The organism is Paenibacillus sp. FSL H8-0104 (assembly GCF_038050215.1).
GTDB lineage: Bacteria > Bacillota > Bacilli > Paenibacillales > Paenibacillaceae > Paenibacillus > Paenibacillus amylolyticus.
Genome location: NZ_JBBOTC010000001.1, coordinates 5088160 through 5102646, shown reverse-complemented (window position 1 = coordinate 5102646; position 14487 = coordinate 5088160). Strand labels below are relative to the sequence as shown.

General features: G+C 46.1%; 15 protein-coding genes. 12 read left to right on the top strand and 3 right to left on the bottom strand.

Going from position 1 to position 14487, the window contains the following annotated elements; translation table 11 throughout:
* Positions 1–23 precede the first annotated feature (23 nt).
* Positions 24–926 (bottom strand): LysR family transcriptional regulator, encoded by a 903-nt coding sequence (locus tag NST38_RS22545; protein ID WP_076252800.1) that lies wholly within the window; start codon positions 924–926, stop codon positions 24–26.
* A 184-nt stretch (positions 927–1110) separates the two neighbouring features.
* Between NST38_RS22545 and NST38_RS22540 the strand changes: the two genes are divergently transcribed.
* Positions 1111–1698, top strand: coding sequence for an ankyrin repeat domain-containing protein (locus tag NST38_RS22540; protein ID WP_076252799.1), 588 nt, complete (start codon positions 1111–1113; stop codon positions 1696–1698).
* Positions 1699–1747: 49 nt separating this feature from the next.
* A complete protein-coding gene (locus NST38_RS22535) occupies positions 1748–3091 on the top strand; it encodes a uracil/xanthine transporter (protein ID WP_256720095.1) in 1344 nt (447 codons plus the stop codon).
* 75 nt (positions 3092–3166) lie between these two features.
* Here NST38_RS22535 and NST38_RS22530 read toward each other — a convergent pair whose 3' ends face one another.
* Positions 3167–3544, bottom strand: a complete 378-nt coding sequence (locus tag NST38_RS22530) for a PilZ domain-containing protein (RefSeq protein WP_036617371.1) — start codon at positions 3542–3544, stop codon at positions 3167–3169.
* A 188-nt stretch (positions 3545–3732) separates the two neighbouring features.
* Here NST38_RS22530 and NST38_RS22525 point away from each other — a divergent pair, with 188 nt between their 5' ends.
* The 7 genes from NST38_RS22525 to NST38_RS22495 all read left to right on the top strand — a co-directional run bounded on the left by NST38_RS22525 (position 3733) and on the right by NST38_RS22495 (position 8220).
* Entirely contained in the window at positions 3733–4200 is a 468-nt protein-coding gene (locus NST38_RS22525) for a DUF6386 family protein (protein WP_256720094.1), read from the top strand.
* Between the two features lie 28 nt (positions 4201–4228).
* Positions 4229–4909: a hypothetical protein gene (locus tag NST38_RS22520; RefSeq protein ID WP_076252797.1), complete on the top strand. Its 681-nt coding sequence runs from the start codon at positions 4229–4231 to the stop codon at positions 4907–4909.
* 27 nt (positions 4910–4936) lie between these two features.
* Positions 4937–5584: an SMI1/KNR4 family protein gene (locus NST38_RS22515; RefSeq protein WP_076252796.1), complete on the top strand. Its 648-nt coding sequence runs from the start codon at positions 4937–4939 to the stop codon at positions 5582–5584.
* 14 nt (positions 5585–5598) lie between these two features.
* Positions 5599–5925 (top strand): hypothetical protein, encoded by a 327-nt coding sequence (locus tag NST38_RS22510; RefSeq protein WP_076252795.1) that lies wholly within the window; start codon positions 5599–5601, stop codon positions 5923–5925.
* 36 nt (positions 5926–5961) lie between these two features.
* Positions 5962–6363 (top strand): hypothetical protein, encoded by a 402-nt coding sequence (locus NST38_RS22505; protein ID WP_076252794.1) that lies wholly within the window; start codon positions 5962–5964, stop codon positions 6361–6363.
* 179 nt (positions 6364–6542) lie between these two features.
* Entirely contained in the window at positions 6543–7091 is a 549-nt protein-coding gene (locus NST38_RS22500) for a sigma-70 family RNA polymerase sigma factor (RefSeq protein ID WP_256720093.1), read from the top strand.
* Positions 7081–8220, top strand: coding sequence for a DUF4179 domain-containing protein (locus tag NST38_RS22495; protein WP_076252793.1), 1140 nt, complete (start codon positions 7081–7083; stop codon positions 8218–8220). The genes NST38_RS22500 and NST38_RS22495 overlap by 11 nt, the downstream gene beginning before the upstream one ends.
* A gap of 123 nt (positions 8221–8343) precedes the next feature.
* On the opposite strand, the gene NST38_RS22490 is transcribed toward NST38_RS22495, so the two are convergent.
* On the bottom strand, positions 8344–10329 hold the full coding sequence (locus NST38_RS22490; RefSeq protein WP_083684680.1) for a beta-galactosidase: 1986 nt from the start codon (positions 10327–10329) through the stop codon (positions 8344–8346).
* A gap of 114 nt (positions 10330–10443) precedes the next feature.
* Between NST38_RS22490 and NST38_RS22485 the strand changes: the two genes are divergently transcribed.
* The 3 genes from NST38_RS22485 to NST38_RS22475 all read left to right on the top strand — a co-directional run bounded on the left by NST38_RS22485 (position 10444) and on the right by NST38_RS22475 (position 14402).
* Positions 10444–11286, top strand: a complete 843-nt coding sequence (locus NST38_RS22485; protein ID WP_076252792.1) for an AraC family transcriptional regulator — start codon at positions 10444–10446, stop codon at positions 11284–11286.
* A gap of 290 nt (positions 11287–11576) precedes the next feature.
* Positions 11577–12620 (top strand): pectate lyase family protein, encoded by a 1044-nt coding sequence (locus NST38_RS22480; RefSeq protein WP_076252791.1) that lies wholly within the window; start codon positions 11577–11579, stop codon positions 12618–12620.
* Positions 12621–12923: 303 nt separating this feature from the next.
* A complete protein-coding gene (locus tag NST38_RS22475; RefSeq protein WP_076252790.1) occupies positions 12924–14402 on the top strand; it encodes a methyl-accepting chemotaxis protein in 1479 nt (492 codons plus the stop codon).
* Positions 14403–14487 lie beyond the last annotated feature (85 nt).

Sequence of the window (14487 nt, the reverse complement as noted above, 5' to 3'; positions counted from 1 at the left end):
GCTGTTTTTTTGCTTATAGCCTTTTACACGGGAAGCATCCCCTGAACCAATTGCACAAAATGTTGTGCAGGCTTGGACAGATAGCGGTTCTGCAGCCAGACCAGCGCCGAGCCAACCGTGGAATGCTGGTCCTGAATGCGATATACGTGAAATGGGTGCTCGTGATATAGCTGTAGTACCGTGTGAGGCACGATGGAACTGGCAAAGCCGAGTCGGACCAGCTCGAGCAACATATTAATGTCTGAGCACTCACCCATGATGGAGGGGGTAACCTGATGCTCCCGAAACTTGTCCAAAATTAGCTCGAACATACCGAGTCCTTCTGTGCTTGGAAGCAGTAGAGGGATACCTGTAAGCTGCTCAAAATAAGTCCCCATCTCCACTCCTGGTCCCATCTCTGTCGGACTATCAAGCGGTGTTGAAGAAATGTAGAAAAGGGGTTCCTGTGGCAGATGCAGAACCTCATAACGTTCAGTCTGGACAGGCATGCGTACACAGGCAAGTTCAACTTTGCCATCTTCCAGCAATCGGCATAATTGCGCAGATTCATTTTGTTGAATTTTATAGGTAACCTGTGGGTGGGTGGTGCGAAACTGTTGCAGTGCTTGCGGGATCAGGCGATCCGATATGGTATTGATGCCGATGGCGAGTTTGCCCCGTATGCCGTGACGGAAACTTTGCATCTCCATTACAGCTTCCTCCATATATTTGGTCAAGGTAACCGCATAATCATAGAAGCTGCGACCCGCCTGCGTTAGTTCCATCATACGTCCTTTGCGTTCAAACAAAATTACGCCAAGCTCTTCCTCCATTAACTTTAGTTGCTGACTTAAGGGTGGCTGAGCCATGTGCAGTCTTCGAGCTGCGGCTGTAATCTGTTTCTCCTCAGCAATGGCAATGAAATAGCGACATTGTTTGATATCCAAGTGGTTGTTCTCCTTCGCCTGCAATGTATATGTAATTCATATGGAAAGGCAACAAAACATGTATTTTTAATATACTACGATCTTATGTTACCATACATTAGATTTGCATACCTGACTAACAGGGTTTGGTTTCTATATGAATATTACTGCATGAGAAAGACCTTGAATTGGAGGATAAAACAACGTGGTTAGAACAATACATGATGCTGCTCAAGCGGGCCATACCGATGAGGTCATTCGATTTATCACACAACAGGGTAGCCGGTTGAATGAACGGGATGCATTGGGGCGAACATCTCTGCTGGCTGCGGTGCACGGTAACAAGATAGACACGGCAAGGATGTTAGTGGACGCCGGAGCCGACATTAATCTTCGGGATGCACGATTGGACAACCTGCTGTTATACGCGAGTGCTGAGGGTATGTATGACATGGTCGAATTGGCGATCACAGCAGGTGCAGATACGAGGTTAACGAATCGTTTTGGCGGCACAGCCCTTATCCCAGCAGCGGATCGGGGCCACGTGGACATTGTGGAGCTTCTGCTGACACGCAGTGATGTGGATGTGAACCATATCAACAACCTGGGGTGGACAGCCTTGCTGGAAGCGGTCATTTTGGGAGATGGTGGGCCGCGTCACCAGCAGATTGTTGCCTTGCTTTTACAATATGGTGCAGATCCAAAGATTGCGGATCGGGACGGGATTACACCGCTTGCACATGCGAACCGGCATCGGTATACCGAGATGGAACGACTATTAACCCAAGTCTGAAAAGGCTATACATTTATGATACAGAACAGTGAAAGGATATTCCAAACGAATGAACAGACATCAAGAGCATTTTTTACAAAAGAATATGAAGGACGTATCTTCACTGATTTTGGCAGGTATACAGTGGTTTTTCTTCCTGTTTACCAATACCGTTGTTGTTCCGCTATCCATTGGACATAATTTTCATCTGTCTCCGGATGCCATCGCTGCCTCCATGCAGCACGCATTTATCCTTACCGGAGCAGTGTGTATTCTTCAAGCCGTATTTGGTCATCGATATGCGATTATGGATGGTCCGTCAGGATTATGGTGGGGATTGACGCTAAGTTTGACGGTATCTGCTTCATCGGCCGGTATGAGTATGGAGCGTATTGGCGGTGGGCTGGCTGCAGGTTTTCTGTTAGCGGGATTAACGATGGTGATTCTGGGTTGGCTGGGAGCAGCGCAAGTGCTGCAAAAGCTGTTCACACCTATGGTGAAGAGTGCCATGTTGTTCTTAATGACGATTCAATTAACCATGAATTTTTTCAAAGGTATGATTGGATATACGGAGTTTGGCCGCTTCAATCTGCCTGTTGCCGCATTGTCCGTTGTCATTGCATTTTTGGTGGCATGGATTCAATTAAAGGGTAGGGGGAAACTGGGGAACTACGCGATCCTGATTGGGATTGTGGCAGGCTGGATCGCTTATAGTCTATTGTTTCCTGGACAACATAGCGGACAGCCGAATCAGGCCCCGGCTGGTCTCGAACTGTTTCCGTGGGGAGCGCCCAGATGGGAACCGGGTATTGTCATTACTGCATTTTTCGTGGGACTGGTGAACATGACGAATTCGATCACCACATTAAGCACAGTTGAGAAACTATACCGGACAGAAACAACAAGTCGTCAGTATAGGCATTCCTATGCGCTAACGGGTCTGTTCACGATGTTGTCAGCCTGTGTAGGTGTGCTGCCCTTTGGTTTATTTGCATCATCGATCGGGTTCCTGGAGAGTACTCGCATTCTGCGTCGTGCTGCCTTGATTATTGGAGCGGGGATGTTATGTGTGATAGGTCTTACACCTTCAGTGACAGCATTTTTTGCACAAATACCACCAAGCGTCGGCAGTGCGGTTTTGTTCGTGGCTTATCTTCAGATGTTCGGCACGGCACTTAGAACGCTTGAAGGTACGACGTTTAATTCTAAAACGATCTATCGTGTAGCGTTGCCGGTCCTCACGGGAGTTGCGGTCATAAATATTCCTGCTGAGGCCTTTCAAACTTTGCCCATGTACCTCATTCCGATCATAAGTAATGGTCTCGTCATAGGGGTATTGGTTTCACTGGTTCTTGAAAAAACCGTGAACTGGTCCAAAATGGAACAACCAGCGACAGTTAGTAAAGCGGCATAAAGAGTTTCATCTTGCGACAGTCCAATTTGATTGGGCTGTTTTTTTGTTTTTGTTACAGGTTTTAAGGCTATCTAACTATTTCACGATAATTTTGCCTTGTCCTGCAAGCATTCGCATCTCTCTAGAGAGACGGTCCTGGTTCCCATCCTGCATTTCGAGTTGAACACCATAGTGCCATGAGGTATTTTTTTCTTGACCCCAGCGGAGAGTGCCTTCCATATATAGAGGGTCTTCAAAAAGCAGCATATTCATTCCAATCCGAATATCGTTATTCTCTACAGGAAGGGATAGCGGAAATGACAGCTGACAGCCGGATCGACTGATGTCACAGAGTTCAGCCTGAATGGGCTTGGCTGGTGCGTTAACCCCGTTGATGCTGAGAATATAGATCTCAAAGTGGATCGGTTCCTTCAATGTGTAGCGAAAGGGTTCTTTTCTATTGTTAATTGACATGGCTTGGCTTCCTCCATCAGGTTCAAAAAAAGTCAGTTATGCTTATATCGACCATTTGGAGCGAGAAATGAAGAGTTGCGCAAGCAGAGATGGTCCATGGGTTCCTTTTACACGTGTATCAGGCTTGATATAATGATGGAATATATTTCTGAGGTCAGACTTGGATCAGACAGAAGGGACGGATGAATATGAGAGGTACATTTCAAATGGTTACAGATACGGCAACATTGTGCCTGTATGATCTGGCAGCGTTAAAACATCGGCTTGAGGATACTTCGGACTGGTGGTCCATTTCAGTGGATGAGCTGGCTGAGGTGAATGCAGGTCATTGTCTGTTCCTGAATCTGGGTGCGGATGGAGTGTATGAGGTGGAATGGAGCCTGGAGGATGTAGAGGAGGATTCAGATCCAGATGACGGAGCGGAACGGGAAAGGGTGTATCATCTGCAAGTTCCGTCTGGGCACGTCTATCTGGGAGCGGCGGATGATGTCACTGGAGGTGAATTGGAGCCGGATGAGACGTGTGAAGGGGTTCTGTTTCAGTTAAAACCCGGAAATTATGCTTGTATCGTCTCCAGAGAAGCCAGTCGGATCACCATTGTCATGACACCAAGTATTCAGGGAAATAACATGCTGGATGATTTAATCCGGATATAGTGTACATATACGAACAGGAGGGATTCATATGCAGGATTGGAACGAGATAACGATGATGAATGCAGATGCCCTGCGTAAATGGATGAGAATACTCGCTGCTTTGGATATCATCTTTTCAGAGGAAAAATGGTTACGCGTACATCATTATGAAGCTGAACTTCAGCCAGGTGTGGCATGGGGAAGCATCAATAACGGCGCAGGTGATCATCTGCATGTATTGTTTACGAACTCAGGCACGTTGATCAAAGGATTCGATCATGAGTCACCCTTGAGCCCACATGCTCGTGAGGACGGAGAAATCTATCCGGGCATGTACGATGAAGTACCAGAGGCCTTGATGGCTGTACTGCGAGATCAGGAGGAAACATTGGATCTGGAGGATGTGACCTTTTGTCTATGGCAGGAAGGGAACGACTTGCCATGGAAGGTTGGTAACTGGATTCAGCTGGCGATGGCCGAGGAAGACAAAGTGGACGCCAGAGGTGGCGCAGAATTTTTGCTGGGATATTTGGAAAAAAACTCGGAAGATTACGTTGATTGGGCAAAAGGGTACTACGACCTGCAGAATCTGCCGTTGGAAGCCGTAGCTGAAGTATATGAAGGAAAACCGGTGACCGCCAGACTGATTAAGCAGTTGTGTCCTGAGCGAGATGTGGCAGCCACACTGGGTGAGTTGCAGCAACGCGGGTACGCCGTGGAACAAACGTAATGGAGTAGCAAAGGAGGGAAGTAGGCCATGTACAATGTACAACTGGAACGTATGCGTGAAAAGTTGATCACTCTCCGAAGTCTGGACCCGGATCTGGAGCTGTTTGGCGTAGAAAACCATGAATATGAAATGGCACCTGTGTGGACGCAGGAGGATATTACGCAATTTGAACAGAAATGGCGAATTGAGTTACCGGAGGAGTATAAGGTATGGCTTCTTCATATGGGAACGGGTGGTGCAGGACCTTATTATGGTCTGGAAAACCCGAATGATGGCGTATACGCTGTGCTTGGTTATGATGATGAGCTGAATGCGATCTCGGACCCTTTCCAATTCACGGAAGCATGGAACTGGAACTATGACTGGTTCGATGATAGCAAGGAAGAAGAGGAATGGGAAGTGCTGGAACATGAATATTTTGATCCAAAATGGTCGGCAGGCATGCTGCGCATCAGTGATTTTGGTTGTGGCATCTCCATGAATCTGGTTGTTAAGGGGGCCTCCTACGGAGAGATCTGGGTTGATGACCGGGCTAACCGCAATGGAATCTATCCTGATCAGTATTGGGGCAATACGAATCGATTACATTTTCTGGACTGGTATGAGTTGTGGTTGGATCGTTCAATCCATCAAATGCATGAACAAAAGCAACAATCTGGAGCGAACGAAGTCTGAAGGAGGTTGTACATATGGGCTGGGAATATGGGATTAGAACAACGGAGCCTGCGATTTTACCTGAAGTTGTGAAGTGTTTGGCAAGTTCATTAAAATTTACCGAAGTGTATAGTTTGGAACACCAAGCCAACGGCTTTGTATTGAAACGTGAAGATCCTTCCTGGCCTAGAGCCCTTGAAGTGTGGATAGAAAAGGTTTCCGGGTTAGAAGAGATTGTGGATGGGGATTCGTATATCTACTGTTTGTTTCATATCTGGGGTGAGGAGGCGCGGAGCTGGATGAAGCAGATGGAGCAAGAAACCAGACAGGTTGATGGTGGTTTAATCTGGTTTGAACTCTGAGCGGTAAGAGATTTGCCTGAAACAGGAGGAGCATATATGGCTAAAAAATCAAAGAGAACAATTCCTGCGCTCATGTATCAGTATCAAGGTCCACAGCGGAATGTGGGTTTTGTTTTATCCCCTTTATATATAGAAGAATCGGTTGAAGTAGAGATGGAAGACATGCTGTTCATATATAATGAAGACTTTGACTATATTCGTCCCGCATTGGATCGCACATTTCCCTTAACTGACCCGCGAACTGGAGAAGAGATGAAGGCACTTGATCCCTGCTGGGAGAATCCGATTACGAAGGAAGTGTGGGTGGGGATTTTATCAGAGCTGGATCAACAGGTGGTTGCAGAGCCAGAATTACGGATTTTTTTGAATCGGTTCACCACTTGGGTGAGAAATCATCTGCAATTGGCCGACGGGATCGAAGTCACCGGCAATTTGTAAGTTAGTTGATCTTGAATTGTTCATGCGTGTACGTAATTCAGTATATCGGCAGACGAAGTCCTATGTAATCAAGCTCCCTCATGATGATGGCGGAGCTTTTTTTGATGAATAAAAACCGTTTGCTTCACTCACCCGTCTTATACCACAGAAAGAGAGAGAGAGAGAAGGAGGGATGCGGGGTGGAAACAAAAGCAGAGATGAACCAGAGGATCTATGTGCAGACCGAAGACGAGACGGAATTTGTGCAATCCATTATGGAACATCAAGATACGCTTATTTCTATTGCCTACAGTTATCTGCGTAACCAGCAAGATGCGCTGGAAGCGGTACAGGAGATGACGTGCCGAGCTTGGATCAAACGTCGTACGCTGAACAATGAGAAGGCGTTCAAGTCTTGGATCATTCGGATTCTGATTTATGTCTGTATCGATGAACAGAGGCGCCGAAAGCGGGCGACACCTCTGGCGAAGGAGGATATGGAGGACAGTATTCCGGCATCTTGGATGATTAGCGTTGACGATAATCGAATCGCTATGGAATCTCTTTTGCAAAAGGTGAAACCGAAATATCGCCATGTATTATTGCTGAAATATTATAACGACATGACACTGACGGATATTGCCTCCATCCTCGGCAAACCGGAAGGGACGATCAAGACCTGGCAGCACAAGGGGCTCCAGCAGTTGCGCAAGTTGATGAAGAATAGGAGGGATTGGCATGACCACTAACCCGGAGGAAAAAGCACTTCTTGCAGATGCATATCAGGTGAAAAGAGAGAACCAGCAATGGAATCCGGCGGATACGACTGTTGCAATTCAACGTGGTCTCGCGATGGCCAGAACAAGACGATCAGGTAGGACCTTTCGTGTCAAATGGATCACAGCAGTACTGGTCACGGTTCTGGCTGCGGGTTGGTTTCTCTTAGGTCCGCTTGGGAGTTATGGTCAAGAGCAGGCAACATATACTGAGCCTGTGACCCATTGGGGAGTACTAGAGCCCTTTCGTGAGTTGGCAACCGATGTGGAAAAAACCACGATAACATCAGCAATTAATAATGGGTATGTGCAACTTGTAGATCAGACGGTTACATCGGGCATATATGCGTTTACTGTGAATGCAGTTCTGGCAGATGAGAATAGAATAACGGTATTGTATACTGCCAAAACGGATGCTTCGCAGGAGATGTATTCGACTGTCAATATGAAGATGACGGATGCATTGACAGGCGATTTGCTTGACAACGGAAGTTCAGGCGGTGTGTATTTTTCGAAGGATAAGCATATAGTGTATGGTCGAAGTACAATTGATCGAAATCGAAATAAACCATTGCCTGATCAAGTGAATCTACAATTCCAGCTGTCTTCAGTTGTACCAGATGTGGTGGATTATACAGGCAACGGGGAGAAGGAACGAAAATATCAATTCTCAAAAAAAATGAATGTTTCTTTCCCTCTGGATCCCAAGTTTTCTATCCCCAAAACGGAAATCATTAACGTTAATCGGACTTTTGTTCTTGGAGGCTATGAGGTCTTGTTGTCGGAGGTGGAGGTGTCTCCGCTGGTAACTCGGGTCAGATTTGTCCATGCACCTGATCAAGAGACTGATTACAAAACGAAGTTGTCGCTCAACGAGATTGTTCGGCCTATCGAGATCATTTCGACCTCCCGTAATGGGAAGCAGACCAAGTTATCCATGGTAGGTGGAAGCGGATCGGAAGATGGAATGATGTATTCTTTCAGTAGCAATCTGTTGGACCATCCGGAGTCCATGGTGTTAAAACTTAGTGGTAAACCAGATAAGGTCTATGATGATTTGCAGGAAGCCAAGAATGATGAACTGGAAATCAAAATCAAATAAGATGAACTAACTGGCAATACTCTTATTCAGATTAGGTGGATGTTAGTGAAAGCAGAGAAGGGATGTCCCTCAAGGTCGTAAGCCTTGTGAGACATCCCTTTTTAAATATGAAAACGGCTGATCTTATACAGTTAAAATATCTACTCCCAGAGCTGGAAGGGTCAACTTCTGATCCAACCTCTCGCTGGTCAACAAGCTTCGATAAGGAACGTCCAACGTAATCTCTCGTTGCTCATTCGTCAAATTGATCAGGAACAGGAAGTTCTGCTCCCCCTTCGTTCGAATCGAAAGCTCGACACCTTCCGGAAGCTGGATCTCGGGCGTCAACCCTTTTTCCTTCAATATGTCTTCAAACAACTGATAGAAATACGATGGCTCCGGCCAAGTGCCGACATAATACACTTCACCTTCACCAAGCTTATTGACAGTAACTGCCGGTACACCCTCGTAAAAGTCGTTGTCATACCAGGCGATCGGCTCTGCACCTCGCAGTTCCAGTAGATCACACCATTGCTTCGCAGCGAAAGTCTTGCCCTCCGCGTTCCGTATCCGATGCTCACTGTTGCCGATGGCATCATATTCACTTACGACAACACCCGCCGCTTCACCCAGTAGCCCCGGCAGAGGCAGCATCTCACATACATTCCTCATGTTCTTCACGCCAGTCCGGTTGGTAAGGACAACCGTACCACCCTTGGCTGCGAATCGCTCCAGCCGCTGTGCTACTTCTTCACTTAACAGGAAGAGGGAAGGGACAATGACCAGCTTGTACCCATCGAGCTCCTCAGTCCAGTTGATAACGTCTGTACCAACGCCCATTTTCAGAAATGCATTATGCATAGAGGAAAGGTTGTCTATATAGTGCATTCCCCCTTCCGCCTGCGGCTGAAGGGAAAGCGCTGTGTGCTGATCATGCGAATGCAGAATAGCAACCTGGGTAACAATGGATGAGTCGGCCAAGAGTTCTCCTAACTGGTTCACCTCGCGAGTAAGCTCCGCGAACTCCCTGAACCTGCGTCCAGGAACATTGCTGTGGTCGATCAGCCCATGCCAGAACTGTTCCGCTCCGACGGTAGCACTCCGCCAGCGGAAATGGACAACCATATCCGCACCGCGAGCGATTGTCTGCCAGGAGCGAGCTCGGATCAGTCCAGGATAGGGCGTGCGCTGAATTGGCATCCAGGCGCCCTGTGCCCCGCTGAGTTGTTCCATTACCCAGAAATTCCGGCGTTTGATGCCGCGAACCAAGTCCAGCGTAAGCGCTCCGTTCCTCGGAAACCGATCGCCATAATCGCGATACAGCTCATTCGGATAATAATCAACAGAGACGAAGTCCAATTCGTTGTGCATATCATAATAGTCCAGGCTATTCGGATATTGCCACATGTTATGCGTCACAAATTGGCCTGGACAGTTACGGCGTAAAATCTCAAGCTGCCATCCCAGCAGATAGCCTACGCTGTCAGAACAAAATCGCTTGTACTCCAGAAGATAGGAAGGATTCATCGGTTTGCTGGCACCGAGTGGCGTTGTTACCTCAGCCCAGCTGCTGTACTCACCACTCCAGACGACCGTACCCCACTCCCGGTTCAACTCCTCCAGATTGGAATAACGCTTTTGCAGCCAAGCGACAAACGAACGATTACATGTATCACAATGGCATTCCTGGTAGTGCATCTCGTTATCGATTTGCCAGCCAATAACGGCGGGATGCTTACCGTAGCGCTGTGATATCGCTTCCACAAATTTGGAGCCCAGCATTCTCAAGGAAGGGCTGTTGTTGCAACGATGTCCACGCACACCTGGCCGAATGATGTGGCGTTGTTCATCCATGGGCAGCACATCCGGATAACGGGTTGTCATCCAGTTTGGCGGGGTATTGGTGGGGGTGCATAACACAATTTCCATACCACGTGAAGCGAATACTTCTATGGCCGCATCCAGCCATTCAAACTGATAATTACCCTCAGTCGGTTCCATTCGGCTCCAGGCGAACTCCGCCATTCGCACAACTGCAACCCCTGTCTGTTGCATAAGTATGGCATCTTTCTCCCATAACTCCGGGGTCCATTGCTCTGGATAATAATCAATTCCGATCTTAATTGTCATCCTGTGATCTCCTTTATTTATCAATATATTGCGATTATATGTTATATTAATTCGAGTGAATATCTTAAATAATTAATATGATATAACAATATTAAGATCAGGAGAGTTAGTCGTATGCCTCATCCCAATCGTAATTTTCCGGTGTTATCTGCCCGAGACAAGTTGCTCCCTTTTTATTTACTTGGCATCGGCCTGCATCATGAACAGGAGCATATCCGCCGAGACCAAGGCATTGAGGATTATCAGTGGATACAATGCCGCAGCGGTGTGGGTAAGTTCAAGCTCAGTGAAACGGAACATATTGTCAAGCCAGGTATGGGCATGCTGTTATTCCCTGGACAGAAGCACGAATACTATGCGCTATCCGGCAGTTGGGAAGTCGACTGGATCATTTTCGATGGCAACGAGACAGCAAGCTTGTTTGAAACCGTTGGCATTGTCGACACATGCGTATACACGCTTGCACAGCCTGAATACCTTCTATCCCGAATGCGGGAGCTGCTACAAGCTGCCTTAACACCACAAGAGCAGACATTAAGCAATTACGCCTGCTCCGCTGTCCTCTATACCTTATTGACAGAGATTATTCAACGCGTATCTGTTGAGGGCAGCGATACCGTCGGACAGCAGTATGAGCGAATAAAGCCGGTTCTGGACTATATTGAACAACATTATGCTGAAGAGATTACTTTGCCAACGCTTGCCGGATTGATCTGTGTCACACCAGAATATTTCTGTCATTTGTTTAAGAAAACGACAGGTATTCGTCCCATCAGCTATGTTAATCAGGTAAGAGTCAACAAGAGCAAGGAACTGCTGCTCGATAATGTGCAACGCGGGATGGAGGATATCGCTCGTCAAGTCGGTTTCGAATCGACCAGCTATTATGGAGCCATCTTCAAGAAGCTGGAACGAATCACACCTGGCGCCTTCCGCCGCAGCTATCAGAAGTCGTGACATATTATTATCCGCAAGCAAATGGTTTTTCGTCAGAGGCTTTAGGAACTGATCCAAGGGTGGATCAGTTCCAAGTTGGATCACATAGTACTCGTTAATAGAGCCGCTAATTAGCGGCTCAATTTTGTGTGAACGAATGGCCTGGTTTTATGTTTTTTCACTATATCTGATCTGCTGTTGCATAAAAATGATAATTATTGTCTTTTTGCAATTTTTGTATTGTCACAGCCAAAGTTACACGATATAATCGAGTTGTCTTTGAGGATAATATTATAAAGGATGGTGAAATTTTGAAGAAATTTTCGATGCTTTTACTCGCTGTAACTCTATTGTTGTTAACTGTCTCCACAGCCCCGTCTACATATGGTGCGGCCAGTTATCCGAACACAGGTACGAACGGGTTGACTGGTTTTGCAGGCAGTGCCAAGAATGAAAATGGTGTATCCAAGTCAGCTACGACAGGTGGCAAGAACGGTCAGGTGGTTTATGTTAGTAATCTCAATGACTTGAGAACACATATGGCGGGCTCTACAGCCAAGATTGTCGTTGTTGAACAGAATATTTCTTCCTCTACGCTGCAAAAGGTTGAATTTGGAGCGAACAAGACACTTGTAGGTTCCTTTGGCAAACATACATTAACGAATATTCATTTCAGATCCACAAGCAGTTCAAGCAATGTGATTTTTCAGAATCTGACTTTTGAACACGCTTCCAATATTAATGCCAATGATGATATCCAGATGTATATCACTTCAGGCTCCAATTACTGGATTGATCATGTGACGTTTGCTGGTCACAGCTACAGCTCTGGCGGTAATGATCTGGACAAACTTCTGTATATTGGCGATCGCGCCGACTATATTACGATTAGCAATTCCAAATTTGCGAACCATAAGTATGGCGTCATCCTCGGTCATCCGAATGATGGTAACAGCAGTTACAATGGAGTACCTCATGTGACGATGTCCAACAATTATTTTGAAAATTTATATGTACGTGGTCCTGGACTTTTAAGATATGGTTACTTCCATCTCAAAAACAACTATGCAAACAACTTTAATCAGGCCATCACAATTGGTGAAAAAGCACGAATTTATTCCGAAAACAACTACTTTGGTGCCGGCGCTGAAAAGGGAGGCATCCTGGATGACAAAGGAAAAGGTGAGTTTACGGATACGGGCAGTACACCAGCGCTTAATAGTCCGACTTCTCCTAAAACGAACTGGAGACCAAGCTCCAATTACAGTTATCAGGTAGAAAGTGCCAGCTACGCGCGTGAGTTCGTCACCAAGTATGCAGGCTCCTCCAATACAACACTTGTATTTGGAAAGTAAGAGCTGTTGCACATCCTTTCACGACCCAAAAGGCCTGTCTTGTGCGCCATAACGCATGAGACAGACCTTTTTTTGTTTGTAAAATGATATGCTTACATATCATTTTACATTTCATATTCATTTTAAATGTTGAATACCGATATACATAAAGTAGCGCTGGTTTCATACTTATGAAGTTAATATGTACTATGCTAAGGCGCTGCGTATTTGCGATTTGCACATAAGCAGGACCAAAGACTACTAGATGTAGTACAGAAAGGCCCTACAACTTACATTTAACCTACATAAAAGGACGGGGTATGCATGGATCGTATGGACGAAATTATTTGGAAAAGGAACAAATTAATCGGCATCATTTTGTGGATTATTATTGCCATTGGTATGGGGCTGGCCTTTACGATGCCGAAGTTACTTGTGTCCAATGGAGTAGCTCTAGTCTTTGTAGTTTGGATTACATACGCTAATGCGAAAAAGAAACATATTCATCTCATTCCATGGCTGATTACTGTATTACTTACAATATGTGGAGTCTATGTCGGTTGGGGAACGGTCAATTTTGCCTTAAGTTTGGTTATAACCGCAGTTCTACTGTTATTTCCTAACAAGAAATTTTTTGTGGTTGGATTTTCGGTATTACTAGTCAACAGTGTTCTTCAATTATTTGTTATGAATACCGTTGATTCTGTTGAGCTAATAGGCAATATCGTTAATGTGGGACTATTCGCTCTCACGGGGGCCATTCTGATGCTGGTCTCACAGCTGAATCAAAGGCTCTTCCATGAAAGTGAAGTACGCCAGAATGAGGTGGAGCATTCTAAGCAAAGAGTAGAAACCATGCTGGAGCGTGTGAAGGAATCGGTCGAAGGTTTATCACGTTATACAGATCAATTGAAGCAAAAAGTGAATGCGACCGGCTCCATCACCAATGAGGTGACGCTTGGGTTCAGTGAGGTTGCAAAAGGTGTTGAGTTCCAGGCGACCAGTGTGGCCGAGATCTCGGAATCCTTATCTGTGTCGGATCAGCATATCAAGGACGTTGCTTCGTATTCGCAGCAGATGAAAGAGTTGTCCGCAAGTATGGCAACGAGCACGCAAACTGGAAGCACACAGATGGACCAGCTAAACATCCAGATGCAAGATCTATATGAAACGATTAATACAACTGCAAATGACATGCGAAAGTTCAACGAGGAAAGTGAATCCATGACGCTTATGCTGAACAGCATAGCGGATATTGCGAGTCAGACTAACCTTCTCGCGCTTAATGCAGCCATTGAAGCCGCTCGTGCGGGTGAGCATGGACGTGGGTTTGCTGTTGTCTCAGAGGAAGTTCGCAAGTTGGCAGAGAACTCGGGTCAGTCCGCAAGTGATATCGGAACCATCCTGTCTCGATTAAAAGGACAGACGCAGGCACTGACAGATCGATTCGAACGCATTCGTCTATCGTTACAACAAGGAAGAGATAGTGTCCATACAGCAGAGGAAGTATTCCGTATGATCAACAGCAACTCTCAGCATGTGTTGAATCAAGCGACAGATATCGAGACTAGTTCGGCTACAATGAAGGAATCGTCCACCAGAGTTGTGAATGAAGTTTCCGAGATTTCGAGTGTAACGGAGCAATCCAGTGCAGCGACAGAAGAGATTCTGGCGAGCATGGAAGAACAACGTAACCTGACACAGAAGATGGTAGAGAGCTTTGGAGAATTGGAGCAACTGATTGTAGACCTGAATGAGTTAGTCTCGGATCATCAGGCTTCTTCCGTTGAGAATAAACTTTAATATTAATTGTTGAGGGCCTGACGGTGCGTATTTAGCGTACTGGACGGGCTTTTTTCATCTGCCAAACAGCTTGATGCCGACATTT